This window comes from Nocardia sp. CDC153 (assembly GCF_035818515.1).
In the GTDB taxonomy this organism is placed as follows: Bacteria; Actinomycetota; Actinomycetes; order Mycobacteriales; family Mycobacteriaceae; genus Nocardia.
The window spans coordinates 568,363-592,821 of the sequence record NZ_JAYKYU010000004.1 but is presented as its reverse complement, the minus strand read 5'-3'; the positions used below and the strand labels follow the sequence as shown (position 1 = coordinate 592,821).

Annotated in this window: 21 protein-coding genes; 11 read left to right on the top strand and 10 right to left on the bottom strand. The window is 68.8% G+C overall.

The window, feature by feature from the left end:
• Positions 1 to 5: 5 nt before the first annotated feature.
• From VMT65_RS25255 to VMT65_RS25240, 4 genes are read right to left on the bottom strand one after another with little or no spacing between them, the layout of a single operon-like run.
• A complete protein-coding gene (locus VMT65_RS25255; RefSeq protein WP_326310874.1) occupies positions 6 to 1,007 on the bottom strand; it encodes a proline racemase family protein in 1,002 nt (333 codons plus the stop codon).
• The gene (locus VMT65_RS25250) at positions 992 to 2,236 is read right to left on the bottom strand and encodes an NAD(P)/FAD-dependent oxidoreductase (protein WP_326310873.1); all 1,245 of its coding nucleotides are present in this window, start codon (positions 2,234 to 2,236) and stop codon (positions 992 to 994) included. Before VMT65_RS25250 ends, VMT65_RS25255 begins: the two co-directional genes overlap by 16 nt.
• A complete protein-coding gene (locus VMT65_RS25245; RefSeq protein ID WP_326310872.1) occupies positions 2,233 to 3,690 on the bottom strand; it encodes an aldehyde dehydrogenase (NADP(+)) in 1,458 nt (485 codons plus the stop codon). Before VMT65_RS25245 ends, VMT65_RS25250 begins: the two co-directional genes overlap by 4 nt.
• Before the next feature lie 43 nt (positions 3,691 to 3,733).
• Positions 3,734 to 4,645, bottom strand: coding sequence for a dihydrodipicolinate synthase family protein (locus tag VMT65_RS25240; RefSeq protein WP_326310871.1), 912 nt, complete (start codon positions 4,643 to 4,645; stop codon positions 3,734 to 3,736).
• A 180-nt stretch (positions 4,646 to 4,825) separates the two neighbouring features.
• On the opposite strand from VMT65_RS25240, the gene VMT65_RS25235 reads away from it, so the two are divergent.
• The 3 genes from VMT65_RS25235 (at position 4,826) to VMT65_RS25225 (ending at position 7,454) form a co-directional block, all read left to right on the top strand.
• Complete coding sequence (locus tag VMT65_RS25235; RefSeq protein WP_326310870.1) at positions 4,826 to 6,214, top strand: MFS transporter; 1,389 nt, start codon at positions 4,826 to 4,828, stop codon at positions 6,212 to 6,214.
• Positions 6,215 to 6,290: 76 nt separating this feature from the next.
• Positions 6,291 to 6,953, top strand: coding sequence for a GntR family transcriptional regulator (locus tag VMT65_RS25230; RefSeq protein WP_326310869.1), 663 nt, complete (start codon positions 6,291 to 6,293; stop codon positions 6,951 to 6,953).
• Between the two features lie 90 nt (positions 6,954 to 7,043).
• Positions 7,044 to 7,454 (top strand): hypothetical protein, encoded by a 411-nt coding sequence (locus tag VMT65_RS25225; protein WP_326310868.1) that lies wholly within the window; start codon positions 7,044 to 7,046, stop codon positions 7,452 to 7,454.
• 7 nt (positions 7,455 to 7,461) lie between these two features.
• On the opposite strand, the gene VMT65_RS25220 is transcribed toward VMT65_RS25225, so the two are convergent.
• Positions 7,462 to 8,544 (bottom strand): hypothetical protein, encoded by a 1,083-nt coding sequence (locus VMT65_RS25220; RefSeq protein WP_326310867.1) that lies wholly within the window; start codon positions 8,542 to 8,544, stop codon positions 7,462 to 7,464.
• Positions 8,545 to 8,655: 111 nt separating this feature from the next.
• Between VMT65_RS25220 and VMT65_RS25215 the strand changes: the two genes are divergently transcribed.
• The 3 genes from VMT65_RS25215 (at position 8,656) to VMT65_RS25205 (ending at position 12,311) form a co-directional block, all read left to right on the top strand.
• A complete protein-coding gene (locus tag VMT65_RS25215; RefSeq protein ID WP_326310866.1) occupies positions 8,656 to 9,888 on the top strand; it encodes a lipase family protein in 1,233 nt (410 codons plus the stop codon).
• 287 nt (positions 9,889 to 10,175) lie between these two features.
• Positions 10,176 to 10,985, top strand: a complete 810-nt coding sequence (locus VMT65_RS25210) for an alpha/beta hydrolase (RefSeq protein ID WP_326310865.1) — start codon at positions 10,176 to 10,178, stop codon at positions 10,983 to 10,985.
• Positions 10,986 to 11,117: 132 nt separating this feature from the next.
• Positions 11,118 to 12,311, top strand: a complete 1,194-nt coding sequence (locus VMT65_RS25205; RefSeq protein WP_326310864.1) for a lipase family protein — start codon at positions 11,118 to 11,120, stop codon at positions 12,309 to 12,311.
• Here VMT65_RS25205 and VMT65_RS25200 read toward each other — a convergent pair.
• Positions 12,308 to 14,041, bottom strand: coding sequence for a PucR family transcriptional regulator (locus tag VMT65_RS25200; RefSeq protein WP_326310863.1), 1,734 nt, complete (start codon positions 14,039 to 14,041; stop codon positions 12,308 to 12,310). The genes VMT65_RS25205 and VMT65_RS25200 overlap by 4 nt on opposite strands.
• Positions 14,042 to 14,195: 154 nt before the next feature.
• Here VMT65_RS25200 and pruA point away from each other — a divergent pair, with 154 nt between their 5' ends.
• Complete coding sequence (pruA, locus tag VMT65_RS25195) at positions 14,196 to 15,854, top strand: L-glutamate gamma-semialdehyde dehydrogenase (protein ID WP_326310862.1); 1,659 nt, start codon at positions 14,196 to 14,198, stop codon at positions 15,852 to 15,854.
• Complete coding sequence (locus VMT65_RS25190) at positions 15,854 to 16,813, top strand: proline dehydrogenase family protein (RefSeq protein ID WP_326310861.1); 960 nt, start codon at positions 15,854 to 15,856, stop codon at positions 16,811 to 16,813. The genes pruA and VMT65_RS25190 overlap by 1 nt, the downstream gene beginning before the upstream one ends.
• 9 nt (positions 16,814 to 16,822) lie before the next feature.
• On the opposite strand, the gene hsaA is transcribed toward VMT65_RS25190, so the two are convergent.
• Positions 16,823 to 18,019, bottom strand: a complete 1,197-nt coding sequence (gene hsaA, locus VMT65_RS25185; protein WP_326310860.1) for a 3-hydroxy-9,10-secoandrosta-1,3,5(10)-triene-9,17-dione monooxygenase oxygenase subunit — start codon at positions 18,017 to 18,019, stop codon at positions 16,823 to 16,825.
• Between the two features lie 287 nt (positions 18,020 to 18,306).
• Between hsaA and VMT65_RS25180 the strand changes: the two genes are divergently transcribed.
• A complete protein-coding gene (locus VMT65_RS25180) occupies positions 18,307 to 19,734 on the top strand; it encodes an amino acid permease (RefSeq protein ID WP_326310859.1) in 1,428 nt (475 codons plus the stop codon).
• A gap of 58 nt (positions 19,735 to 19,792) precedes the next feature.
• Here VMT65_RS25180 and VMT65_RS25175 read toward each other — a convergent pair whose 3' ends face one another.
• Together VMT65_RS25175 and VMT65_RS25170 are read right to left on the bottom strand one after the other, a co-directional pair.
• A complete protein-coding gene (locus VMT65_RS25175; RefSeq protein ID WP_326310858.1) occupies positions 19,793 to 20,455 on the bottom strand; it encodes an HAD-IA family hydrolase in 663 nt (220 codons plus the stop codon).
• A 42-nt stretch (positions 20,456 to 20,497) separates the two neighbouring features.
• Positions 20,498 to 21,418 (bottom strand): DMT family transporter, encoded by a 921-nt coding sequence (locus VMT65_RS25170; RefSeq protein WP_326310857.1) that lies wholly within the window; start codon positions 21,416 to 21,418, stop codon positions 20,498 to 20,500.
• A 335-nt stretch (positions 21,419 to 21,753) separates the two neighbouring features.
• Between VMT65_RS25170 and VMT65_RS25165 the strand changes: the two genes are divergently transcribed.
• Both VMT65_RS25165 and VMT65_RS25160 read left to right on the top strand, forming a co-directional pair.
• Positions 21,754 to 22,677, top strand: coding sequence for an NADP-dependent oxidoreductase (locus VMT65_RS25165; RefSeq protein ID WP_326310856.1), 924 nt, complete (start codon positions 21,754 to 21,756; stop codon positions 22,675 to 22,677).
• 76 nt (positions 22,678 to 22,753) lie between these two features.
• Positions 22,754 to 23,263 (top strand): Lrp/AsnC family transcriptional regulator, encoded by a 510-nt coding sequence (locus tag VMT65_RS25160; protein ID WP_326310855.1) that lies wholly within the window; start codon positions 22,754 to 22,756, stop codon positions 23,261 to 23,263.
• A gap of 14 nt (positions 23,264 to 23,277) precedes the next feature.
• On the opposite strand, the gene ald is transcribed toward VMT65_RS25160, so the two are convergent.
• Positions 23,278 to 24,384, bottom strand: coding sequence for an alanine dehydrogenase (gene ald / locus VMT65_RS25155; protein ID WP_326310854.1), 1,107 nt, complete (start codon positions 24,382 to 24,384; stop codon positions 23,278 to 23,280).
• Positions 24,385 to 24,459 lie beyond the last annotated feature (75 nt).

The window sequence follows — 24,459 nt, the reverse complement described above, 5'->3', positions numbered from 1 at the left end:
CGCGACTAGAACACGAACCCCTCCGGGAACGGGTCCGACGGGTCGAGCAGGTAGTTGGCCGTGCCGGTCAGCCATGCGCGCCCGGTGATTTCGGGCACGATCGCGGGTCGGTCGCCGACCACGGTGGTCGCCACGGCACGGGCGTAGAAGGTGGTACCGAGGAAGGAGTCGTTGCGCAGCACCTGGTCGTCGCCGAGCAGGCCGCGCGCGTGCTGGCGGGCCAGCAGCGCGGAAGTGCCGGTGCCGCAGGGGGATCGGTCGAACCAACCCGGGTGGATGGCCATGGCGTTGCGGGTGTGCGCGGGTTCGGAGGCCGGGTCCAGGAACAGCACGTGCTTGCATCCGGAGATGCTCGGGTCCTCGGCATGCGCGGGGCGGCGGGACTCGTTGATGGCGGCCATGATTCGCAGCCCGGCGTCGAGGATGCGGTCCTGCTCGGACCGGTCGAAGGGCAGCCCGAGCTTGGCCAGATCGACGACGGCGTAGAAGTTACCGCCGTAGGCCAGGTCGTAGCGCACGGTGCCGATGCCGGGCACCTCGACGTCGTTGTCGAGGCTGTCGCAGTAGGCGGGCACATTGCGCAGGGTGACCGAATCGGCGTGGCCCGCGCTGACATTCACCGTCGCCACCACCCGCCCGGCCGGGGTGTCGAGCCGGATCTGGGTGGTCGGTTCGGTCACCGGCACCATGCCCGCCTCCACCAGCGCGGTCGCGACCCCGATGGTGCCGTGTCCGCACATCGGCAGCAGCCCGCTGACTTCGATGAACAACACCCCGTAGTGGCCGTCGGCGGTGGTGGCCGGTTGCAGGATGGCCCCGCTCATCGAGGCGTGGCCGCGCGGCTCGTTGACCAGCAGTCGGCGGAGGCCGTCGAGGTGTTCGAGGAAGTAGGCGCGCCGTTGCGCCATGGTGTGGCCGGGGACGGTGCCGACCCCGCCGGTGACGACGCGGGTGGGCATGCCCTCGGTGTGGGTGTCGATGGCGGTGATGATCATGCTGCTGTGCACGGGGTTTGCCCTTCTCGAGAAACGATGACGGCGGGCCGGTCGACGGCGAAGGGTGCGATGTCGAGCTCGCCGGCGCGGCCCGCGAGCGCGGCGGCCAGCACGTACGCGGTGCCGATGGACAGTCCGATCCCGGCCCCTTCGTGACCGGTGGCGTGCCAGAGACCGGGCAGCCGGGGGTCCGGGCCGATCACGGGCAGATGGTCGGCGAAGTACGGCCGAAAACCGCCGTAGGCGCGCATGATCGGCACCTCGGCGAGCACCGGGTACAGCCGCAGCGCCCGGCGGGCGATGGCGGCCATGCTGTCGGGTCGCAGCCGGTTGTCGAAGCCGCATTCGCGCCGGGAGGACCCCAGCAGGATCGGCCCGCCGTGGGTGGACTCGACCACCGCCGAGGACTGCAGTTCGGCCTGCGAACTGCCCACCGCGCCCACATAATCCGCGTCGTAGACCTTGTGGAACACCGTCGGCGGCATGGGTGCGGTGATCAGCACGTCGCCGCGGCGGGTGCGCACCGCGATGGGCGCGTCCAGGCGCTGCGAGACCCGGCCCGACCAGGGGCCGGCCGCATTGATCACCACATCGGCGTAGCGCGCGCCCTGACTGGTCTGCACGCCGATCAGCCGCCCGCCCGCCACCAGGGGTCCGGTGACGACACACCGGGTTTCGACGGTGGCCCCGGCCGCGACGGCGGACCCGATCAGGGCCGCCGCCGCGCCGACGGGCTGGACCTGAGCGTCGTCGGGGTAGTGGACGCTGCCGGTCACCTCCCGGGTCAACGCGGGTTCGGCGATCGCCAATTGATCCGCGTCGAGATCTTCGCAGTGCAGTCCGACCGCGCGTTGGCCGCGCGCGAACTCCGCCAGGGCGGCGGCCCCGGCGGCATCGGTGGCGACCACGATGCCGCCCTTGGGATCCCATTCGACGGCCGCGGCCTCGGCGGGCAGTCGCGCGGCGATGCGGGAGAGCACCTGCGGCCAGAGTCGACGGGACAGGCGGGAGAGTTCCAGCTCGGGGCCCGCGCCCTTGTCGGAGACCAGGACATTGCCCTCGCCGTGGGCGGTGGTGCCCGAGGCGAGTCCGCCCGCCTCGCAGACCCGCACCGACGCACCGGCCAGGGCGAGTCGGTCCGCGAGCGCGCAGCCGATGATGCCCGCGCCGATGATCAGCACGCCCAGCCCGGACAGGGCGGCGATATCGCGGGAGTCGAGGGTCGAGGAGTCGAGAGTCATTGCGCGCGCTCCCCGTTCACCGACCGCGGCAGTCCGAGCGGATTGTCGGTCCGCAGGGCCGGTGGCAGCAGCTCCTCGGGCATCGACTGGAAGGCGACCGGCCGCAGGAACCGGGTCATGGCGGCGGTGCCGACCGAGGTGGTGGTCGGCGTCGTGGTGGCCGGGTAGGGGCCGCCGTGCTGTTGCGCGTAGGTCACCGACACTCCGGTGGGCCAGGAGTTCCAGAGCACGCGACCGGCCGTGTGGGTGGCGGCGGTGAGCAGGGCGTGCGTGGTCTCGTCGGCGCGTTCGCCGAAGATCGACACCGTCAGCTCGCCGTGCAGCGACCGGGCCAGTTCCAGCAGTTCGTCGGTGTCGCGGTAGGTCACCAAGAGTGTTGCGGGGCCGAACATTTCGCGCATGAGGGCCTCGCGGTCGGCCAGGACGGCCCGCGCGGTGGTCGCGAGGAGCACGGCCGCGCCGGGTGACGCGGACAGCACCCGTACGTCGCGATGGTCCCGGACCTGTGCGACGGCCGCCGCGAATCCGGTCGCGATGTGGTCGTTGAGCAAGTCCCCGGTGAGCATGGGCGGCAGGGCGCTCAGTTCGTCCACCAGCGTGGAGGTCTCGGGCACCGCGACCAGCCCGGGTTTCGTACACAGTTGCCCCGCACTCGAACTCACCGCGGTGAGCAGGCCCGCGGCGATCTCACCGGCCCGTGACCGCGCCGCCTCGGCGGTCACGAACACCGGGTTGATCGACCCCAGTTCCCCGTAGAAGGGGATCGGCACCGGCCGCGCGCACGCCAGGTCGTAGAGCGCCCGCCCGCCCGCCGTTGAGCCGGTGAAGCTGACGGCGGCGACGGCGGGGTGGGTGAGCGCACGCACCCCGGCGTCGCGACCGTGGATCATGCCGAAGATCCCTGGGGGAGCGCCGCATTCGACGATCGCCTCGTCGATCAGATTCCCGACCGCGCGCGACAGGACCGGATGACCCGGATTGGCCTTCACGATGACCGGGCACCCGGCCGCCCAGGCCGAGGCGGTGTCACCGCCCGCGACCGAAAACGCGAACGGGAAGTTGCTCGCGGCGAAGTTCAGCACCGGGCCGAGCGGAATGTTCATCCGGCGCAGATCCGGCCGCGGCACACCCATGGGCCATTCCGCGTCCGCGGTGTCGATGCGCGCGTCGAGGAAGCCGCCGTCGAGCACGCACCGCGCGAACAACCGCAATTGGAAGCTGGTGCGCCGCAATTCGGCGCTCAGCCGCGGCTCGGGCAGCCGGGTCTCGTGCCTGGCGAGGCGGATCAACTCCGCGGCCTGCGCGTCGAGGCGCTCGGCGACGGTGTCGAGCAGTCGGGCCCGGTCGGCCAAGGCCAGTGCCGCCCAGGGCCCCGCGGCCGCCGCCGCGGCCTCGACCACGGCATCGACCTGCGCGGGCGTCGAGTCGGCGATCGGTACGATCGAGACGGTCATCGCGTTCTCACTCCCAAATCCAGTGCTGGCTGCGGGTTTTCGGCTACCGGTAGCCGCGGGCCAGCACCTCGCGGGTGTCCGCGGTGATCTTGGCGACCAGCTCCGGGGCCAGCGGCACGCGCGGCGGGCGGCAGGGGCCGCCGCGGCGTCCGGCCAGATCCATCGACAGCTTGATGGCGTGGACGAATTCGGTCTTGGAATCCCAGCGCAGCAGCTTGTGCAGTTCGCGGTACAGCGGCAGCGCCTTGTCCAGATCGCGGTTGACCGCGGCGTTGTACAGCTCGACGGTCACCTGCGGAATCGCGTTGGGGTACCCCGCGATCCAGCCGACCGCCCCGGCGATGCCGAGCTCGAGCACCACATCGTCGGAGCCCACGAGCACATCCAGATCCGGTGCCAGTTCCTTGATTTCGTAGAAGCGCCGGACATCGCCGGTGAACTCCTTGACCCCGACGATCAGGCCCTCGGCGTGCAATTCGGCGAGAATGTCGGGGGTCAGATCGATGCGGGTGTCGATGGGGTTGTTGTAGGCCACGATCGGCAGTCCCACCTGGGCCACGGTGCGGTAGTGGTCGAGAATGGAATCGCGGCCGCCGCGATAGGTGTTGGGCGGCAACAGCATCACCGCCTGGGCACCGGCCTCGGCGGCCTCCTCGGCCCAGCGGCGCGCCTGCAGCGCCCCGTAGGCGGCGATGCCCGGCATGACGGTGAAGCCGTCCGGGGCCGCGGCGACGGCGGTGGTGACCACCCGGGCCCGCTCCTCATCGCCGAGGGTCTGGTATTCGCCCAGCGATCCGTTCGGGCTCACGCCGTGACATCCGTTGTCCGCCAGCCAGGCCACGTGTTCGGCGTAGGCGTCGTAGTCGACCGAGAGGTCCGCGGTGAACGGCAGGGTCGTGGCGACCAGTACCCCGTGCCACGGCTTGTTGGCCGTGGGCGTGGTGGTTTCGGGCATGGAGAGCCTCCATCGAATCGAGAGTCCGGGTGAAGCGCCCGGTCGCGCCCGTCACACCAGTGCGGTGTGACATTGCACAGACGGTAGCGGGCGTGACGGGGGTTACGCAACCACTTGCGTGATCGTCATCACTTCTCTACGGTGCAATGTCACACACCACCGAGGGATGAGGGTGCGCCCATGACCGCTGTCGACGACGGGACCGCGACCGATCGACCACTCGCCGACATCGACGCCAAAGTCGCAGCGTCCCAGGCGAAACCGCCCACCGGGCTCGGGCGCATCGTGGCCGCGGCCATGGCGGGCGCGGTCGCCGAGTGGTACGAGTTCTTCCTCTACGGCACCGCCTCGGCGCTGGTGTTCGGTCAGGTGTTCTTCCGCTCCAGCGGCAATGCCATCGATGGCGTCATCGCGGCCTTCGCGCTGTACGCGGTCGGCTTTCTGGCGCGGCCGTTCGGGGGAATGCTGTTCGGCCACTTCGGGGATCGACTCGGACGCAAGGCGCTGTTGCAGGTCAGTCTGGTCATCGTCGGCGTCTCGACCTTCCTGATCGGCTGCCTGCCCACCTACGGGGTCATCGGCTCCTGGGCGCCGATCCTGTTGGTGGCGTTGCGATTGGTCCAGGGCTTCGCCTTCGGCGGCGAGTGGGGTGGGGCGGTGCTGCTCGTCAGCGAGCACAGCCCCGATCACCGCCGCGGGTTCTGGGCCAGTTGGCCGCAGGCGGGCGTGCCGCTGGGCAATATTCTGGCGACCCTGGTCATGCTGGCGCTCTCGGCGCAACTGTCCGACGCGCAGTTCCTGGCGTGGGGCTGGCGGGTTGGCTTCTGGCTCTCGGCCGTGGTGGTGATCATCGGCTACTGGGTGCGCTCGAGCGTGGACGACGCACCGATCTTCCGCGAGGCGCAGGCGAAACACCGGGCGGAGCAACAGCGTTCGCCGGGCCTGATCGCGGTGCTCCGCCATCACCGGCGCGCGGTATTGATCGGGATCGGCGCGCGCTTCGCCGAGAACATCCTCTACTACCTCGTGGTCACCTTCTCGATCACCTACCTGAAACTCGTGGTGCACGTCGACACCGCGCCCATCCTGACGCTGATGCTCCTCGCGCATCTGCTGCACCTGGCCATGATTCCGGCCGCCGGTCTGCTCTCGGACCTGATCGGCCGCCGACCGGTCTACCTCACCGGCGCGGTGCTCACCGCGGGCTGGGGCTTCGTGGCCTTCCCGATGATGGACACCGGCAACTACGCGGCCATCATGGTCGCGATCACGCTGGGCCTGGCCATCGAATCGCTCACCTACGCACCGTATTCCGCGCTGCTGACCGAGATGTTCCCCACCCGGGTCCGCTATACGGCGCTGTCGTTCTGCTATCAGGTCGCGCCGATTCTGGCGGGTTCGCTCGCGCCGCTGATCGCCGTCGGCCTGCTCGACCGGCTGCACAGCTCGGTTCCGATCTCGCTGTATCTGGTTGCGGCGGCGGTGATCTCGGTCGTGGCGGTCGGGCTCGCGCGCGAGACCGTCGGCACCTCGCTGCGCGCGGTGGACGCGGCGGCCGCCGAGCGCTGAACGCGCTATACAACGTGATATGGCATAGACTGTCCCAGACCGAGCCAAGCAACGGATATGGGCAGGGGATGCCGACGTGAGTATCGACCACTTCACCCAGATGGAGAAGGTCAGTCTCCGCGACAAGGTGTCGCAGGCGCTCCGGGCGGCCATCATCGCGGGTGAGATGGAGCCGGGCGTGGTGTATTCGGCACCGTCGCTGGGCGCGCGATTCGGCGTCTCGGCCACCCCGGTGCGCGAGGCCATGGTCGATCTGGCCCGCGAGAATCTCATTTCGATCGTGCCCAACAAGGGTTTTCGCGTCACCGAGATCGCCGAGAAGGATCTCGACGACATCACCCAGATCCGGCTGCTGCTCGAACCGCCCATCGTGCGCGAGGTCACGCCGCTGATCCCCGCCGAGGACTTCCCGCGGCTGCGCGAACTGGCCACCAAGATCGTCGAGGGCGCCGAGCGCGGCGATCTGGTCGAATACACCGCCGCCGACCAGATCTTCCACCTGACCCTGCTGGGCTACGCCGAGAACACCCGGCTGACCCAACTGGTCTCCGACCTGCGCGACCACACCCGCCTGTTCGGCCTCGCCTCCCTGGCCAAGAAGGGCCAACTCGTCGATGTGGCCCGCGAACACTTCACCATCGTGGACCTCATCGAGTCCCGCGATCAGGACGCGGTCGAAGCCTTCCTGCGCGGCCACATCGGCCAGGCCCGCGGCCGCTGGGCCAAGCCCGAGGACTAGCCCGCCCGGTCATGACGGTCGGGTGGCGATCGAGGAACAAAACCGTATTGGTTGCGGCCCGGGTGCGGTAGCCGGTCGTAGCCTGGTTTGGTGGCTGAGCAGCAGGTTGCGGCCCCGGTCGGGCCGCCGTTGGTGGTGCGGGTGGCGGGTGTGTTGGTGGCCGTCGAGGGGCTGGTGGCGACCGTCGCCGCGATCTTGATGTTCGTGCGGGCGACGACCGGGCGTCACGGCGACTACGGCATCGCGATTTGTCTTGTGCTGCTGGCCGCTTCGGTGTTCTTCGCGGGCATCGAACTCCTCGTCGGGCGCTGGTGGCCGCGCACGGTGGTGGTGATCGCGCAGGGGCTGTTGTTCATGATGGCGTGGGACATGTTCACCGGTACCCAGCCGATGCTCGGTGTACCGCTGGCGATCGTGACGCTGACCATTCTCGCGCTGTTGTTCTCGCCGCCGTCGAATCGCTGGATGGCCGTGCCGTTCGATTTGAGTCCCTCCGCCTGAACCGAAGCTAGGGCAGGGCGTGCAGCCACAGGCGGGTGTGGGTGTCGTCGGTGGTCGCCAGGAGTAGGCCGGCGCGCAGGGTCGTCATGCGGGCCGTTGCGGTGGTGACCGGCAGGGGGATCTGTTGCCAGTCGGCGCAATTCGAGGCGACCGAGTGCAGGGCGACGGTGTGGTCGAGGGTGGTGAGGGTGAGCAGGCGGGTGGGGGTCGCCAGTGCCTGGAGGGTGTCGACGGTGGGGGCCGATGGACCGGGGAGAGGATCGGAATCGGTGGTGGGCCAACACAGTACGTGCGGATTCGCGCCGAGGGTTTGGCCGAAGACCGTGCACGACGCGGTGCCGCAGGCGACTCGGGCGGCGACGGCATTGGTGCCGGGTAGGGGGTGGCGCTGCCAGGTGACGGCGTCGGGTGAGGTCCACTCGAGGGGCCGGAGGACGTTGTCGCGCAAGGTTTCTCCGACGATGACGAAGCCGTCGGGACCGGTCGTGACCCCCGCCGCGCCGGTCTGTTCGCCGGGGGCGGAGGCCAGGGCCGGGTCTTCGGCGTGGCGTTGCCAGTCACCGCCATTGGGTGAGGTCCAGTACGCGGCGCCGTAGCGGCCCTCGGGGCCGTCCCAGTCGCCGATCAGCAGATCGGTGCCGCGCAGGGCCGCGGCGGTGGTCACCGCGATGGCGTGTGGGCCGCCGAACATCTCCATGGCCTGCGGGTATTCCTTCAGGCCGTGAGCGTCGCCGCTCCAGATGGTCATGCGCGGATTGCTGTGTGCGCCACCGAAGGCCTGGCCCAGCACCACGGTGCGGTCGCCGACCCCGGCCGAGATGAGTTCGGCCTGTTGGGCATACGGGCTCTCGGGGTGGACCGGGACGGAGTTCCAGTGCGTGCCATCGGTGGTGGTCCAGGCAGCCGGGGTGCGGCTCTCGCCCGCGGGGATCGAGCCGAGCGCGAGGATGCCGTCGGCGGTGGGGGCGAATTCGAGGATGCGGGCGTCGCGCTGGGGCGGGGACAGTTCCCGCCAGGGGGAATCGGGCGTGTGTGTGGTGCATGCGGTCGCCAGCGCCAGCACCGCTACCAGGACGAGTGACCACCTCATTCGGACACTGTGCCAGGAACGGGCCGGTCGTGGCGGGGTTCCCGGTGATCTCCGCGCCGCGCCGGGGCAAATCCGAAAAGCAGACCATCCGGTATGCCACGATCCTGGGCCGTGGCGACAATCCGGACAATACGGATGTGGGTGCTGGTGGCGTTGGCGACGACGCTGCCCGTCTGCGCGCACGCCAACCCGGTGCTGGATCTGATTCAGCCGCAGCACGATCCGGCGGCCATCATGCCGACCCCGCCGTCGGATCCGTTCTATACGCCCAAGCCCGGATTCGAGGCGCTGGCGCCGGGCACGCTGTTGTCGGTGCGGGTGGCGGGCGGGTTCTTTCCCACGGCGCGCTCGCTCGAGCTACTGGTCCGTTCCACCGATTCCCACGATCAACCGGTTCCGGTGGTCACCACCCTGTTGCTGCCGAACGCGCCCTGGAAGGGGCCGGGCCCAAGGCCTTTGGTGTCCTACGACATTCCGATCTCCTCGGTGGGGCACTCCTGCGCGCCGTCGGCGGAGCTGAAGCGGGGCGTGTCGGCGGACATGCTGGCGATCCAACTGCTGCTGGCCAAGAACTACGCGGTCGTCATCCCGGATCATCAAGGCCCGCGGCAGGCGTACGCGGCCGGGCTCATGGGCGGGCACGCGGTGCTCGATTCCATTCGGGCGGTGACCCGTACGCCGATGCCGGGGCTGGGACCCGACACCCCGGTGGTGGTGACCGGCTACTCCGGTGGCGCGATCGCGACCAGCTGGGCCGCGCAACTCGCCCCGACCTACGCCCCGGAGATCAAGTTGGCGGGCGCGCTGATCGGCGGCGGCCCCTCGGATTATCAATTGCTGCTGCCGCGCATGGACGGGGTCAACTTCGCCTCGGGTGTGTTGTTGGCGGCGGCGTTGGGGTTGGCGCGCGAGTATCCGGAGCTGCTCGGCCTGCTCAATGACAACGGCTGGCGCGTGGCGAAGCTGTTCCGCGACATCTGCATCGCGCAGGAGACGGTGCTCGGCGTGGTCGCGCCATTGCGGATCGATCAGCTCTCCAGCGTGGCCGAGCCGACGAAACTGCCCATGGTGCAACACATCTTGGCGCAGAACCAGCCGGGCGCGGTCGCGCCGACCGCCCCGGTGTTCATCTACCACGGCGTCAACGAGATCTGGATTCCCTATGTGGGGGCGCAGCACCTGTTCGAGGACTGGTGCGCCCGGGGCGCGCGGGTGCGGTTGCAGCCGTTTCCGGGCGAGCATTTCCTCGTGGGCGCGCTCTCGATTCCGCTCACGAATGGCTGGATCGAGCAGTTACTGGCCGGGCAGCTGGTGCCACCCGGGTGCACCGGTCCCGGACACTGAGCCGTAACGGCGATTTAGCGAATAGTTAGCAAAACACGCTCCGCGTCGCTTCCGTTGGATCACAAATATTTCGCTTAGCATGCGAATTGCCCGGACAGCCGGATCCTGATGAACGGAAATCGATGACCTCGGATATGCGCAGGGCCGTGTCCGCGATACTCACCATGATGGTCTTACTGATATCCGGCAACGGTGCGGTCCGCGCCGATTCTCCACCGGAGTCCGCCATTGTGGGGGTGCGGGAAATGGGCCCGAAACGATCACGGATCACGGTGTATTCAGCCGCCATGGGACGTGCGGTCACCGTCGATGTACTGCACCCCGACAACGAGCGTGAGCGCCCGTCGTATTACCTGCTCGACGGCGTGGATACCGCGGCGGGCGAGACGAATTGGACGCAGAAGACCGATATCGCGGAGTTCTTCGCCGACAAACACGTCAATGTGGTGCTGCCGGTCGGGGCGCGGGGCAGTTTCTATTCCGATTGGGAGCGGCCGGATCCGGCGCTGGGCGGGGTGCAGATGTGGGAGACGTTCCTGACCCGCGAGCTGCCGCCGCTGATCGACGAGCACTTCCACGGCAGCGGGCGCAATGCCATCGGCGGGCTGTCCATGGGCGCGCTGTCGGCGGCGACGCTGACCACCCGGGACCCGTGGCTGTATCGCGGCTTCGCGGCCTTCAGCGGCTGCCTGGACACCGAGAGCGCGAATGCCAAACTGGCCATCCGCAATTCGGTGAGCTGGGTGGGCGGCAATCCGGAGAACATGTGGGGGCCCGACGGCGACCCGGCCTGGTCGGCGCACGATCCGCTCAGTCATGCGGCCGCATTACGCGGCAAGGCGGTCTACATCTCGACGGGCAGCGGAACGCCGGGACCGGAATCGCTGACCGATCCGCTCATGCCGCAGGCGGTCACCTTCGGGGCGGTGCTGGAATATCTGGTGCACGACTGCACCGAGGCTTTTCAGCGGCGACTCGAGGAACTGTCGGTGCCCGCGACATTCGTTTTCCACCCGCAGGGAACGCATTCCTGGCCCTATTGGCAGGAGGATTTACACGAGTCCTGGCCGCTCATGGAGTCGGCGCTTTCCGAATAATCCAGAACCACGCAGATGAACTATTGATGATGTCGGCGTGTCGCGGTCTCCGGTGCGCTCCCGACAGTTGACAGTGCTATCGGCAACTTATTCGCTATCCACCCCGGAGGTACTTATACCGTGCTAGCCCGCGTGCGCCGTTTTATCGCGCTCGGTGCCCTACCCGTGCTGCTCGTGCTCGCCGCCGCACCCGTGGGCGCGTCGCCTTTGTATCCGACACCGGATCCCGACCCTTTCTATGCGGCCCCGCCCGATATCGGCGCCGCCGCGCCCGGCGAGGTTTTGGCGGTGCGGGCCATGCCGCCGCTGCCGCTGTTCCCGGGTGTTTCGGTGTCGTTGGTGAAGTTCCGTTCCACCAATTCCGCGGGCGATCCGATTGCCGCCACGACCACCGTGCTGCGCCCCGCCAATGCGATTCCGGGCGCGCCGCTGCTGTCGTATCAGCACATCATCAACGGTCTGGGCACCCAGTGCGCGGTGTCGCATGTGCTCTATACCCAGGACCCCAATCTGGCGGTGCGCGAAGCGCCGGTCCTCAATGGGTTGCTGCTGCGCGGCTGGTCGATCGCGCTGCCCGATCATCTGGGTCCGACCATCGCCTACGGTGCGGCGCGGTTGGGCGGGTTGATCACCTTGGACGGGATTCGCGCGGTGCAGCGGGTGCGCGAGTTCGGGTTGCAGACGAGTCCGGTTGCGCTGCTGGGTTATTCGGGTGGCGGCATGGCGACCTCGTGGGCGGCGGCGTTGCAGCCGCAGTACGCGCCGGAGTTGCATCTGGTCGGGGCGGCCGAGGGCGGGGTGCCGATGAATCTGGTCAAGATGATCGAAGGGCTGGGGTATCAGCATCATCCGGTGTTCGGGCTGGCGTTGGCCGCGGCCATCGGGCTCGAGCGCGAATATCCCGATCAGCTGCCGGTCAGCGACAATATGAATGCCGCGGGGATCGCGGCGCGCAATGCCATCGCCAATGGCTGCACCAATGACATTCTGGTCGCGGGCGCGGGCCACAGTGTGCTGGATTTCGCCGCCTCCACCTCGCTGGTGTCGGATCCGCGGGCGCGACGTGTGGTAGAGGACAACAGCATCGAGCTCTTCGACGGCGTGCCGGGCATCCCGATCTTCGAATGGCACGCCCCGCAGGACGCGCTGATTCCCGTCGACGCCATCGACAACACGATGCGGCACTACTGCGCGGCCGGTCTGCCGGTGGAGTCGGAGTTGTTCCCCAGCCCGGACCATCTCACCACCGCCGTGCTGGGTGCGCCGACGGCGATCAACTGGATCGACGCCCGCTTCCGCGGTGAGCCCGCACCCTCGAACTGCTAACCGCGCGAACGGTCCGCACCACGGCGATGGCGGGCCAACTGCAGTTCCAGCAGCAGCCGATCGGCCGGATCGTCGAGATCGATGCCGGTGATGTCCTGGGCGCGACGCAACCGATAGCGCAAGGTGTTCGGGTGAATGCTCAGGGCGGTGGCGGCGGCGCGCACATCGCCGTGGTGGCGCAGATAGTGGTCGACGCTGGCTTCGAGTTGGGCGGCGTGGGTGCGGTCGTAGTCGAACAGGGCGGTCAGCCGCGGGTCGTGGAGTTCCGGGCGGGCGGCGAGCAGATCGAGGATCTCGCCGAGCAGCACCGCCGTCCGGGACTCCGCGAGGGTGGTGACGCGGTCCTTGGGGAAGGTGGCCGCGGTGCTGTCGAGGACCCGGTCGACCTCGAGTCGGGCGCGGGCGACCTGGCCCAGGTCGGGGACGGGCACGGCGATGGCGGCCCGCAGGACCAGGGCGCTGGCCGATTCGAGCTGGTCGACCAGTTGCCGGGTCCAGGCGGTGACGGCGCGGGCGGACTGGTAGCGGGGGAGCAGGATGTAGGCGCGGTCACCGAGCACGGTGGCCAGGGCGTCGCGGCGAAAGGCCCCGGCGCGCAGGCGAAGTGCGCTGCCGAGGACCTCACGGTCGCGTGCTCCGGGGGCAGCGCCGGTGAGGGCGAATCCGATGACCGCGCCCGGGCCGGTCACCGGTATGCCGAGCGCACCGGCGACCGAGGGCACATCCACGCCGCCCCCGCGCGCGCCGAACAGCCGTTGGATGAGCAGCGCCTCGGTCGAGGGCGCGTCCAGGCTGCGGGAAATGATGCGGGCCGCGATCGCCGACGCACCTCGAAGCACCTCGGCCGCACCGGGTTCGAAGGGCCGCTCGCCCTCCTGCAGCCAGATCGCGCCCAGCACGGTGGCGGCCGGATCGTCCCCAGGCCGCCGAATGCCCACGGCCAGACGGTGTTTGATGTCGAGTTCGTCGTGCGCGGGCAGGTCGATGACCTCGTCGGACTGCCGCAGCCGGTCGAAGACGCCCCACTGCTGCAGGATGCGCAGGTATTCGCGTGGACCCTCGCGGCCCAGAATCGATTGAATCCGTAGGCGATCGGCGGCGTCGTTGGACGCGGAGTAGGCCAGCACATGCGAGTGCGCGTCCTCTATGGTCACCATGCCGCCCGCGTGCTGGGCGATGATGTGCGCCAACCCGAACAGATCGGTATCGGCGGCCAGCAGATCACGCTCCTCACCGTCGCGCGCGCCCCGGGTGCGATCGAGCATGCGACGAATCAACGGGTACACGTGATCCCAGCGCGCCTGCGGATGCACCGCGACCACGGCGACACCGGCGCGCTGCGCCGCCGCCCGCACTCCGCCGGACTCGCCCGCGGTCTTGGACAGCACCACCCGCGGCCGCTGCGCCGCCGCCCGCGCGCCGACCTCCCGCAGCCAGGTGACCGCATCGTGCTCGGACACACCGACGTGCAGGTACATGTCCGACATCGGTGCGTGCGCGGCGATTTCGGCCGCCAGGTCATCGCTGTCGGCGAGGACCACCGACCGGATGGCGACCTCCTCGCCCAGCGGCGCATCGACCAATTCGACCAGCGTCGCACCGAGCGCGCCGAGCAGTTCCCGCAGGGCGACACCGGGTCCATCGAACGTGCGACGCGAGTCGTCGCCGGTGACGGCGCGGGGTGTGGCGGTGCGGGCCGAACGGTGGTCGGCGGTGGTGTCTGGGGTCATGGTGCTGACTCCGGGTCGGCCGATGGGGTTCGGCCGACCGTACAACACTCGCGGGGTGTCTTTGGCCGATCGGCTCAATATCTGCGCGGGATTTCAGGGTTGACTCGGCGTCATCGCCCCTGTGGCTCGGGCCACATGTCGCCAGGAGGATGTCATGGACGCTGTCACGGTCACTCCGCCGCCGGTGAACGAACCGGTGGGGACTTTCGCGCCCGGTACCCCGGAGCGTGCGCGACTGCGGCGCAAGCTGAGCGAACTCGCCGCCGCGTCGATCGAGATTCCGCATGTGATCGGCGGGAAGGAGCGGCGTAGCGCGGGGGAGGTGGTCGATGTGGTGCAGCCGCATCGGCATTCGGCGGTATTGGGGACGATCACGATCGCCGAGGCCGTGGACGCGGCCGATGCGATCGAGGCGGCCACCGCGGCCGCGCCCGGGTGGCGGGCCTTGTCGTTCGATGAGCGGGCGGCGGTGTTCTTGCGGGCCGCCGACCTGCTGTCGGGGCCGTGGCGCGAGACGCTGGCGGCGGCGACCATGTTGGGCCAGTCCAAGACCGCGTATCAGGCCGAGATCGACGCCCCCTGCGAACTTGTCGATTTCTGGCGGTTCAATGTGCATTTCGCACGCGAGATCATGGCACAGCAGCCGATCTCGACGCCCGGGGTGTGGAATCGCGTGGAATACCGGCCGCTCGAGGGGTTCGTGTACGCGATCACGCCGTTCAACTTCACCGCCATCGCGGGCAATCTGCCGACCGCGCCCGCGTTGATGGGCAATACGGTGGTGTGGAAACCCTCACCCACGCAAGCGTTTTCGGCGTATTGGACGATGCGGTTGTTGGAGGCGGCGGGCCTGCCGCCCGGTGTGATCAATCTGGTGCACGGGCGCGGCCCGGAGGTGTCGGCGGTGGCGCTGGCCGATCGGCGGCTGGCCGGAATCCATTTCACCGGGTCGACGGGCACCTTCCAGCATTTGTGGCGGTCGGTGGCGGAGAATATCTCCGGGTACGACACCTATCCGCGGCTGGTCGGGGAGACCGGCGGCAAGGATTTCGTGCTCGCGCACAGTTCGGCGGATCCGGAGGTGTTGAGCACGGCCCTGATTCGCGGGGCGTTCGACTATCAGGGGCAGAAGTGTTCGGCGGCGTCGCGGGCGTTCATCCCGAAGTCGGTGTGGTCGCGCATGTCGGGCGATTTCCTGGCCAAGGTGTCGGAGTTGCGCTACGGCGATGTCACCGATTTCACGAATTTCGGTGGGGCGGTGATCGATCGACGCGCCTTCGACCGCAATGTGGCCGCCCTCGAGCGGGCCAAGGCGACCCCGAGCCTGACCGTGCTCACCGGTGGGCGCGCCGAGGACAGCCAGGGCTGGTTCGTGGAGCCGACTGTGCTGCTGGGTGAGGATCCGGCCGATGAGGCGTTCCGCACCGAGTATTTCGGGCCGATCCTGGCCGTGCACGTCTACGACGATTCCACTCCGGGTGGCTTCGAGGACGTGCTGGGTCTGGTCGATGGCGGTTCGGCCTACGCGTTGACCGGTGCGGTGATCGCCGACGATCGGGCCGCGGTGGCGCGGGCGACCGAGCGACTTCGCTTCGCGGCGGGCAACTTCTACATCAATGACAAACCGACCGGCGCGGTCGTCGGCCAGCAGCCCTTCGGTGGCGCGCGGGCCTCGGGCACCAACGACAAGGCCGGGTCGGCGCTGAATCTGTTGCGCTGGACCTCGGCGCGCACCATCAAGGAGACCTTCGTGCCGCCCACCGATCACCGGTATCCGCATCAGGCGGTCGCCTCGGAAGCGGAGGAGCGCTGATGTTCACGGCCACATTGCGTCCGGCGCTGTTGGCGGCCTCGCGGTCGCCGCGCGTGGAGAAGACGGTCACCGCGATGGCTTCGACCCGAAAGGTGGTGCGGCGCTTCGTCGCCGGGGAGACCGAGGCGCAGGCGGCCGCGGCCACCGCGGCACTGCGGGACTCGGGCCGCTACGTCAGCATCGACTATCTGGGTGAGGACACCACCGATATCGAGCAGGCCCGCGCCACCGTCTCGCACTATCTGACGCTGCTGGACACGCTGGGCGAGCTGCCCGGATCGCCGGGAGAGATACGGCCCCTGGAGGTTTCGCTCAAGCTCTCGGCGCTGGGGCAGTCGCTGCCGCGCGACGGGCACGCCATCGCGCTCGAGAACGCCCACAAGATCTGCACGGCCGCCGCGGCCGCGGGCGTGTGGGTCACCGTGGACGCCGAGGATCACACCACCACCGATTCGACCCTGGCCGTGGTGCGGGCGCTGCGGGCGGATTTCCCGTGGGTGGGCACGGTGTTGCAGGCGTATCTGCTGCGCACCGAGGGCGACTGCCGCGACCTGTCGGGTCCGGGTTCGCGAATTCGGTTGTGCAAGGGCGCGTATCGCGAACCGCCCGGGGTGGCCTATCAGGATCGCGACGAGGTGGACGCCTCGTATCTGCGCTGCCTGGACATTCTCATGCGCGGGCAGGGCTATCCGATGGTGGCCACCCACGATCCGGTCATGCTCGAGGCCGCGGCCGGATACATCCGTTCCGCGCGCCGCGAGCCCGACCGGTTCGAATTCCAGATGCTCTACGGCATTCGCGACGAGGAGCAGCGGCGACTGGTCGCCACGGGCGCGCATTTGCGCACCTATGTGCCCTACGGCGATCAGTGGTACGGCTATTTCATGCGCCGCCTGGCCGAGCGCCCGGCGAACCTCGCGTTCTTCCTGCGATCGTTCGGTCCGGGCGCGCGGCGGTAATCGGCTGGGCTACACCATGATCAGCTCGGGGTCGAGGCCGAACTTGTACTTGCCGTACATGTCGTAGACCTTCTCGGCCTCATGGGTGGCGTGCACGCGGGCGGCGTGCGCGTCGCGGAACAGCCGCTGCAGCGGCGTGCCCTTGGCCAGGGCCGCCGCACCGGCGGACTCCATGAAGACATCGATGGCCGCGACATTGCGCTGGGTGGCGCGGACCTGGTCGCGGCGCGCGTCCAGCCGGGTCTCGATCGACACCTCGTCGCCGGCGAGCAGGGTCGCGTACTCCTCGGCGATGTGGCCGAAGAGCTGACGCCGGGAGGCGTCGATATCGCTGCTGACCCGGCCCACCCGCTCGGTGATGTAGGGATCCTGCTTGGCCTGCTCACCGGCGAAGGCGGCCCGCCAACGCTCACGCTGGTATTCGACATAGATATCGCGCGCGCCCTCGGCCATGCCGAGCACCGGGGTCGACAGGGCCGTGGGCAGGATGGTGCCCCACGGCATGCGGTAGACCGGCTCGGTGTTCACCCGCACGCCCGGCATGGTGCCGTCGTTCATGTCGTGGAAGCTCAGGAATCGGTGTTCGGGGACGAAAACGTCCTGCACCAGCACGGTATTGGAGCCGGACCCGGCCAGACCGAAGGTGTCCCACACCCGGTCGATGGTGAACTCCGACTTGGGGATCAGGAAGCTGCCGAACTGCGGCTTGCCCTCCACCATGATGGGTCCGCCATCTTCGAGCACCGGTCCACCCAGCAGCGCCCACTGCGCGTGGTCGCAGCCCGAGGAGTAGCGCCACGCGCCGCTGACCCGGAAGCCGCCCTCGACCTTCAGGCCCGCGCCCATCGGGGCGTAGGAGGAGCAGATCAGCGCTTCGCGATTCTCGCCCCAAACCTCGTGCTGGGCTTGCTGATCGAACAGCGCCAGGTGCCAGGGGTGGATGCCGAACACGCCGGCGATCCAGCCGGTGGAGCCGCAGGCGCTCGAGATCCGCCGGATGGCGTCATAGATGATCACCGGCTCGGCGGCGTAGCCACCCCATTGGGTGGGCTGGGTGAGCTTGAACAACCCGGTCGCCTGCAGGTCCGCGACGGTTTCGTCGGGCATGCGCCGCAGATCCTCGGTCTCCTGCGCGCGCTCGCGCAGGGTCGGCAACAACTTGTCGATCGCCTCGAGCACTTCGTGATCGAACACACCATGGGCCACGTGAACCGAACCCCCACCTTCACCATCGAAAAGAAACACGTTTCGGTTTGAGACTAGATCACCCACCCACCCCGTGCCCGCCGAAATCCCCGCGCCCCAATCCATTCCGGACCGCGGGTGCGGCGCGCCGGGAGGGCGGGCTTTGGCCGGTTGGACAACAGTTTTGAACTTTATTTAACCAATCGCCCGATCACAGCGTCGGTCATGGTCCGATTAGCTGAGCTAGCTCGAGTGTGACCTGCGTTACTCGCATCGGAGCGGGGCGCGGCGGAACGAAAGGATCCCGCATGTCGATTGCGGAGTTGCGCGGCCAGATCTTGCGCCGCAAGCCGATTACGGAGGTGGAGGACGAAGCACCCGTCGATGAGCGGCTCTCGCGACACCTCGGCCTGTGGCAGCTGACGGCCATCGGGGTCGGCGGCATCATCGGTGCGGGGATCTTCGCGCTGGCCGGGTCGGTGGCCAACAAGACCACGGGGCCTTCGGTTCTCATTTCGTTCCTGATCGCCGGTGTGGCCAGTGCGTGCGCGGCGCTGTGCTACGCGGAATTCGCGGGCATGGTGCCCAAGGCGGGCTCGGCCTACACCTACGGCTATGTCTCGCTCGGCGAGTTGGCCGGGTGGTTCATCGGCTGGGATCTACTGCTCGAGTACGTGGCGGTGGCGGCGGTGGTCGCCATCGGTGTGTCGGGCTATTTCAACTTCCTGTTGGATCAGATCGGAATCACCTTGCCGCACTGGATGCTCGGGGCCTCGGGCACCGGCGACGGGCATGTGGTGGATGTGTTCGCGATCCTGTTCTGTCTGGGCAGCGCGTGGGTGCTCTCGCGCGGGATCAAGAGCGTGGGGCGCTTCGAGACGGTCGCGGTGGGGATCAAGGTGGCGATCGTGCTGCTGATCATCGTGCTCGGCGTGTTCAAAATCGACAGTGCGAACTATCACCCCTACTTCCCGTTCGGCACCGGCGCGGTGTGGACGGGTGCGGCGACGGTGTTCTTCGCGGTGTTCGGCTACGACGCCATGAGCACCGCGGCCGAGGAGTCCACCGAGGCGAAAAAGCATCTGCCCAAGGCGATCATCTACTCCCTGGCCATCGCCATGGTGCTGTACGTGCTGGCGTGTCTGGTGTTGACCGGCATGCAGAAATACACCGAGATCAGCCCGACCTCCGGGTTCTCGACCGCGTTCAAGTCGGTGGGCATGGGCTCGGTCGCCAATATCATCGCCGTCGGCGCGATCGTCGGCATCATCACCGTGGTGCTGACCTTCATGCTGGGCGTGACTCGCGTGTGGTTCGCCATGAGCCGCGACGGTCTGCTGCCGGAGTGGTTCGCCAAGACGCATCCGACCCGCAAGGTGCCCACCCGGGTGACCTGGATCGTGGGTGTCGGTTCGGCGATCCTGGCGGGGCTGTTGAAGATCAATGTGGTTGCGGAGCTGACCAATATCGGCATTCTGATGGCCTTCATCGTGGTCAGCATCTCGGTGATCGTGCTGCGCTACACCCGCCCCGACGAGCCGCGCGAGTTCCGGCTGCCGCTCATGCCGGTCGTGCCGGTGGTGGGCATCGGGTTCTCGATCTATCTGATCTGGTCGCTGCCCTGGGAGACCTGGGTGCGGTTCGCGGCATGGCTGGTGCTGGGTCTGATCATCTACTTCGGCTACTCGCGGTTCCACTCCCGGCTGGCGCGCCCGACGGCGCTCGAAAAGGCCTGAGCCGCACAGACTCCGGGCGGCGTCCCGACGCCAGACGCCGCCCGGACCCTTCCTGCGCTCAGGCCAGGATGTGGATGTCGATCGTGCCGTCGGGGGCGGATTCGACGCGAATGTGCGTCAGGTCGGCGACGTGGGCGGTGGGGGCGAAGGCGGCGGCGCGGGGGCCGACACCGACCACGCGCATGCCCGCGGCCTTGGCGGCGGCGATGCCCGCCTGCGAATCCTCGAACACCAGGCAGTCCTGCGGGGAAAGCCCCAGTTCGGCAGCGCCTTTGAGGAAGCCTTCGGGATCGGGCTTGCTGACGCTGACCGATTCGGCGGTGATGAGAATGCTCGGTAGCGCCAGACCCGCCGCCTGCATGCGCCTTTCGGTGAGGGCGATATTCGCCGAGGTCACCAGGGCGTGGGGGAGATCGGCGACGGCGGCCATGAATTCGGGTGCGCCCGCGATCGGCACGACGCCCTCGACGATGCGGGTTTCCTGCTCGAGCATGCGGGCATTGTCGGCGCGATTGAGTTCCTCGGGGCGGTCGGGCAGGAAGTGGGCCATGGTGGCCCACCCCTGTCGCCCGTGGGCCACGGCGAGAACGTCCTCGAGCGGTATCTCGTGTTCCTCGGCCCAGCGTTGCCAGAGGAACTCCACGACGGCTTCGGAATTCACGAGCGTGGAGTCCATGTCGAGCAGCAGAGCGCGGGCGGAGAGCGTGGCGTCAACCGTCATCTACTGGTTATAACCACATCCCGCCCGCGGTGCAATGTGGGCTCAATCCCGCGCGCGTGCGGGCCTGGTCAGCAGGGCCAGGCCGACGGCGAGCACGGCCATGCCCGACCACGACAGCAGCGGCAGGCGTTCCCCGACGACGGTGACGCCGAGCAGCGCGGCGACCGCGGGTTCGGCCAGGGTCAGGGCAGTGGCCGTTTCGACCGTGGTGTGGCGCAGGCCGTAACCGAACAGGCGGTAGGCCAGGAAGGTCGTGAACACCGCCAAGTGCAGGGCCACGGCCGCGCCGCGCGCGGTGAGCACCCAGGCCGGACCGCAGGCGAGCACGATCGGCAGGGCCAGGGCCGCGGCGAGTCCGAACATGGTGCCCATGACCGAGTTCGAGGCGTGGCCGCGGGCGATGAGCAGGCCGCCGATCAGCGAGTAGACCGCGTAGGTGAGGCCGCCGCAGAGGGCGAGTGCGACGCCGAGCGGGTCGATCGTGGTGGTCGCGGTGGCCAGTTGGGGGCCGACGACCAGTAGGGCGCAACCGATTACGGCGATCAGCGTGGCCAGACACCAGCGCGGGGTGGGTGTGCCGCGTCCGGTGAGCCAGGCCAGCAGGCCCGCGAACACCGGTGCGCTGCCGAGGGCGATCACGGTGGCGACCGCGACACCGGTCCTGGCCACGGCGGGGTAGAAGGTGACCGGATATCCGGCCACGGCCACTGCGCCCAGCAGCAGCAGCCACCGTTCGGAGGCGTTGGGCCGTAAGCGCTTTCCACGACCGGTGAGGTAGAGCAGCAGCCCGCCGAGCGCGAGACCGGCCGAGCCGATGGCGGCGGCCGAGGTGCCGGCCGGGGCGAAGGAGGCGGCGGTGCCGGTGCTGCCCCACAGGACCGAGGCGGCGAGAATGGGCGCGCTGCCGCGCCAGGCGGCGGTGTGCGGGCGCGCGGGAGCGAGGGTGGAGGTGCGAGAGGACACGATGGTGGACTCCGTCGTCGAATTCCGAACAGGGCGGGGATTCGAAACGGGCGCACGCGAAATCCAGGCTGCCGCAACGGGTCAGCCGAGTGCTAGGCGAAAGTCAGCCGGTGCGCCCGATCAGGCGGCGACCGGCGGCGGCGTGACCGCGTGCCAATGGATGTCCACGCGACGAGCCTACAAGACGGGTGCGACGGTCCGGGCGATCGGGTCGATGATCGAGCGCAAATCGTTTCGCAGGAGGCGAATTCGATATTGTCCGGCCTTGCTGCGGCGTACCGTCCCCACCAGGCATGTCGCCGGCACAGCGATCCGCCGACGAGAAGGAGCGGAGCATGAAGGCCATTCGCACGCACGAGCCGACCGCGGGCATCGGCGGGCTCGTCTATGAGGACGTCCCCGACGCCAAGGCCGGGCTGTGCGAGGTATTGATCAAGGTTGTCGCGTGCGGAATTACGCACAATGAGCTGGATTGGCCCATTTGGACGTGCCGGGCCGGGCATCGGCGCGCGGCGATCATTCCGGGTAACGAGGTGTCGGGGGTGGTCACGGCGCTGGGTTACGGGACCGCCGGATTCGCGGTCGGCGACGAGGTGTTCGGGCTGACCGACCAATTGCGCGATGGCGCGGCCGCCGAATACGTCGCGGTGGAGGCGCGCAATCTGGCTCCCAAACCCCGGTCGCTGGACCATTTTCAGACCGCCGCCGTGCCGCGGGCGGGGCTGACCGCCTGGCAGGCGCTGTTCGACCACGGCAAGCTGGAGAAAGGGCAGACCGTCGTCGTCCACGGCGCGGGCGGGGCGGTGGGGTCGGTGGCGGTGCAGTTGGCGCGCTGGGCCGGGGCGCGGGTGATCGGCACCGGGCGTGAGCATTCGCGTTCGCTGGCAACCGAACTCGGGGCCGAACGGTACATCGCACTCGACAAGGGCGGCCTCGACGAGATCGCGGGGCAGGCCGATCTGGTGGTGGATACCGTCGGCGGGGAGGTGCTCACCGCTTCCTCGGCGCTGCTGCGGCCCGGCGGCACCCTGGTCACGATCAAGGCCGCGGCCGAATTCCCCACCGACCGTGACGACATCGCCACGATCGTGTTCGTGCAGCTGCCCAATCGCGATCAGCTCGTCGAGATCGCGCGACTCATCGACGACGGGCACGTGCGCCCGCAGGTCGGGGCGGTGTATCCACTCGCCGAGGCGGCGCAGGCGTTCACCGTGAAGGCCGCGGGCGGTGTCCCGGGCCGGATGATTCTGCGGCCGTGACGAATCACCCGCGTGCCGGGTGAAGATTTAGCCGATCTCGCCCCTGGGTATGAAGGATCTTCTGTACAGTTCGATCATGAAGAAGGTTTCTTCAGCATCGACCGGGGCGGGTTCGTCCGGGCGGCCGGCGCCGCTGGACGCCATCGATCGATTGCTGCTCGATGAACTCGCGCGCGACGGGCGCATGACCAACAATGCGCTCGCCGCCGCGGCGGGTATCGCGCCCTCGACCTGCCTGGGGCGGGTGCGGGCGCTGGTGGAGCGCGGGGTGATTCGCGGTTTTCACGCCGATATCGATCCGGCCGCGCTGGGCCGGGATCTGCAGGCCATGATCGCGGTGCGGGTGCATGCGGCCGCGCGCAGCCATCTGGCCGAATTCGGCGAGCAGATGGCCGCGCTGCCCGAGGTCGAGAACGTGTATTTCATTGCCGGAGCCGATGATTACCTCATTCACGTGGCGACCGCGGATTCCGGGGAACTGCGGACCTTCGTGCTCGACAATCTGAGCGCGCACCCGGCCGTCGCGTCGACGGAGACCATTCTGATCTTCGATCACGTGCGGCCGGGGCATCACGGCGGTTCCTGAAAGGGCGGGTCGGCTCAGGCGGCCAGCGGGTGGGCGGCGTAACCGTGTGCCGCCGCAACCGATTCCGAGAGCAGCTCGCCCTTGTGGGTGCTCAGTCCGGCGGCCAGGCCCGCGTCGGCGGCGACCGCGGCGCGCCAGCCCTGGTCGGCCAGGGCGACCGCGTAGGGCAGGGTGGCGTTGGTGAGGGCCACCGTCGAGGTGTGGGGGACCGCGCCGGGCATGTTGGCCACGCAGTAGAAGATCGAGTCGTGCACCCGGTAGGTCGGGTCGGCGTGGGTGGTGGGGCGCGAGTCGGCGAAGCAGCCGCCCTGGTCGATGGCGATGTCGACCAGCACCGAACCCGACTTCATCTGGGCGACAAGCTCATTGGAGACCAGCGTGGGGGCCTTCGCGCCGGGCACCAGGACCGCGCCGATGACCAGGTCGGCCTCGCGGACCAGGTTCTCCACCTCGAACCGGTTGGACATGACGGTGCGGACCTGACCGTGGTAGAGATCGTCGATCTCGCGCAGGCGGGCGATATTGAGGTCCAGGACGGTTACATCGGCGTGCATGCCGTGCGCGACGGCGATGGCATTGCGGCCGGACACGCCCGCACCGAGCACGACCACCTTGGCCGGGCGCACACCCGGGACGCCGCCCATGAGCACGCCGCGACCGCCGCCCGAACGCATCAGGTGGTAGGCGCCGGCCTGCGGGGCCAATCGGCCCGCGACCTCGCTCATGGGCGCGAGCAGCGGCAGCGAACCGTCACGGGCGGTGACGGTTTCGTAGGCGATGGAGGTGATGCCCGCCGACAGCAGCGCGTCGGTGCATTCCTTCGAGGCGGCCAGGTGCAGGTAGGTGAACAGCACCTGATCGGCGCGCAGGCGCGAATACTCTTCGGCGATGGGCTCTTTGACCTTGAGCACCAGATCGGCGGTGCCCCAGACCTCGTCGGCGTGGTCGAGGACCTGGGCGCCGGCGAAGCGGTAGGCGTCGTCCTCGAAGGTGGAGCCGATGCCCGCGCCGGTTTCGACGTAGACCTCGTGGCCGCGGGCGACCAGTTCGTGGACACCGGCGGGGGTGGCCGCCACGCGGTATTCGTGGTTCTTCACCTCGCGGGGGATTCCGATCTTCATGGCACTCCTCGGTTCTCTCGGCTGGGTCGGGTGGGATCGCCACCCGGGAGAGAGTATGAAGATTGTGCGAGATCA

Coding starts and splice junctions, on each gene's coding strand:
- VMT65_RS25250 (WP_326310873.1), bottom strand. CDS start 2,236: ATGACTCTCGACTCCTCGACCCTCGACTCCCGCGATATCGCCGCCCTG.
- VMT65_RS25245 (WP_326310872.1), bottom strand. CDS start 3,690: ATGACCGTCTCGATCGTACCGATCGCCGACTCGACGCCCGCGCAGGTC.
- VMT65_RS25240 (WP_326310871.1), bottom strand. CDS start 4,645: ATGCCCGAAACCACCACGCCCACGGCCAACAAGCCGTGGCACGGGGTA.
- VMT65_RS25235 (WP_326310870.1), top strand. CDS start 4,826: ATGACCGCTGTCGACGACGGGACCGCGACCGATCGACCACTCGCCGAC.
- VMT65_RS25220 (WP_326310867.1), bottom strand. CDS start 8,544: ATGAGGTGGTCACTCGTCCTGGTAGCGGTGCTGGCGCTGGCGACCGCA.
- VMT65_RS25210 (WP_326310865.1), top strand. CDS start 10,176: ATGGGACGTGCGGTCACCGTCGATGTACTGCACCCCGACAACGAGCGT.
- VMT65_RS25200 (WP_326310863.1), bottom strand. CDS start 14,041: ATGACCCCAGACACCACCGCCGACCACCGTTCGGCCCGCACCGCCACA.
- pruA (WP_326310862.1), top strand. CDS start 14,196: ATGGACGCTGTCACGGTCACTCCGCCGCCGGTGAACGAACCGGTGGGG.
- VMT65_RS25190 (WP_326310861.1), top strand. CDS start 15,854: ATGTTCACGGCCACATTGCGTCCGGCGCTGTTGGCGGCCTCGCGGTCG.
- VMT65_RS25180 (WP_326310859.1), top strand. CDS start 18,307: ATGTCGATTGCGGAGTTGCGCGGCCAGATCTTGCGCCGCAAGCCGATT.
- VMT65_RS25175 (WP_326310858.1), bottom strand. CDS start 20,455: ATGACGGTTGACGCCACGCTCTCCGCCCGCGCTCTGCTGCTCGACATG.
- VMT65_RS25165 (WP_326310856.1), top strand. CDS start 21,754: ATGAAGGCCATTCGCACGCACGAGCCGACCGCGGGCATCGGCGGGCTC.
- VMT65_RS25160 (WP_326310855.1), top strand. CDS start 22,754: ATGAAGAAGGTTTCTTCAGCATCGACCGGGGCGGGTTCGTCCGGGCGG.
- ald (WP_326310854.1), bottom strand. CDS start 24,384: ATGAAGATCGGAATCCCCCGCGAGGTGAAGAACCACGAATACCGCGTG.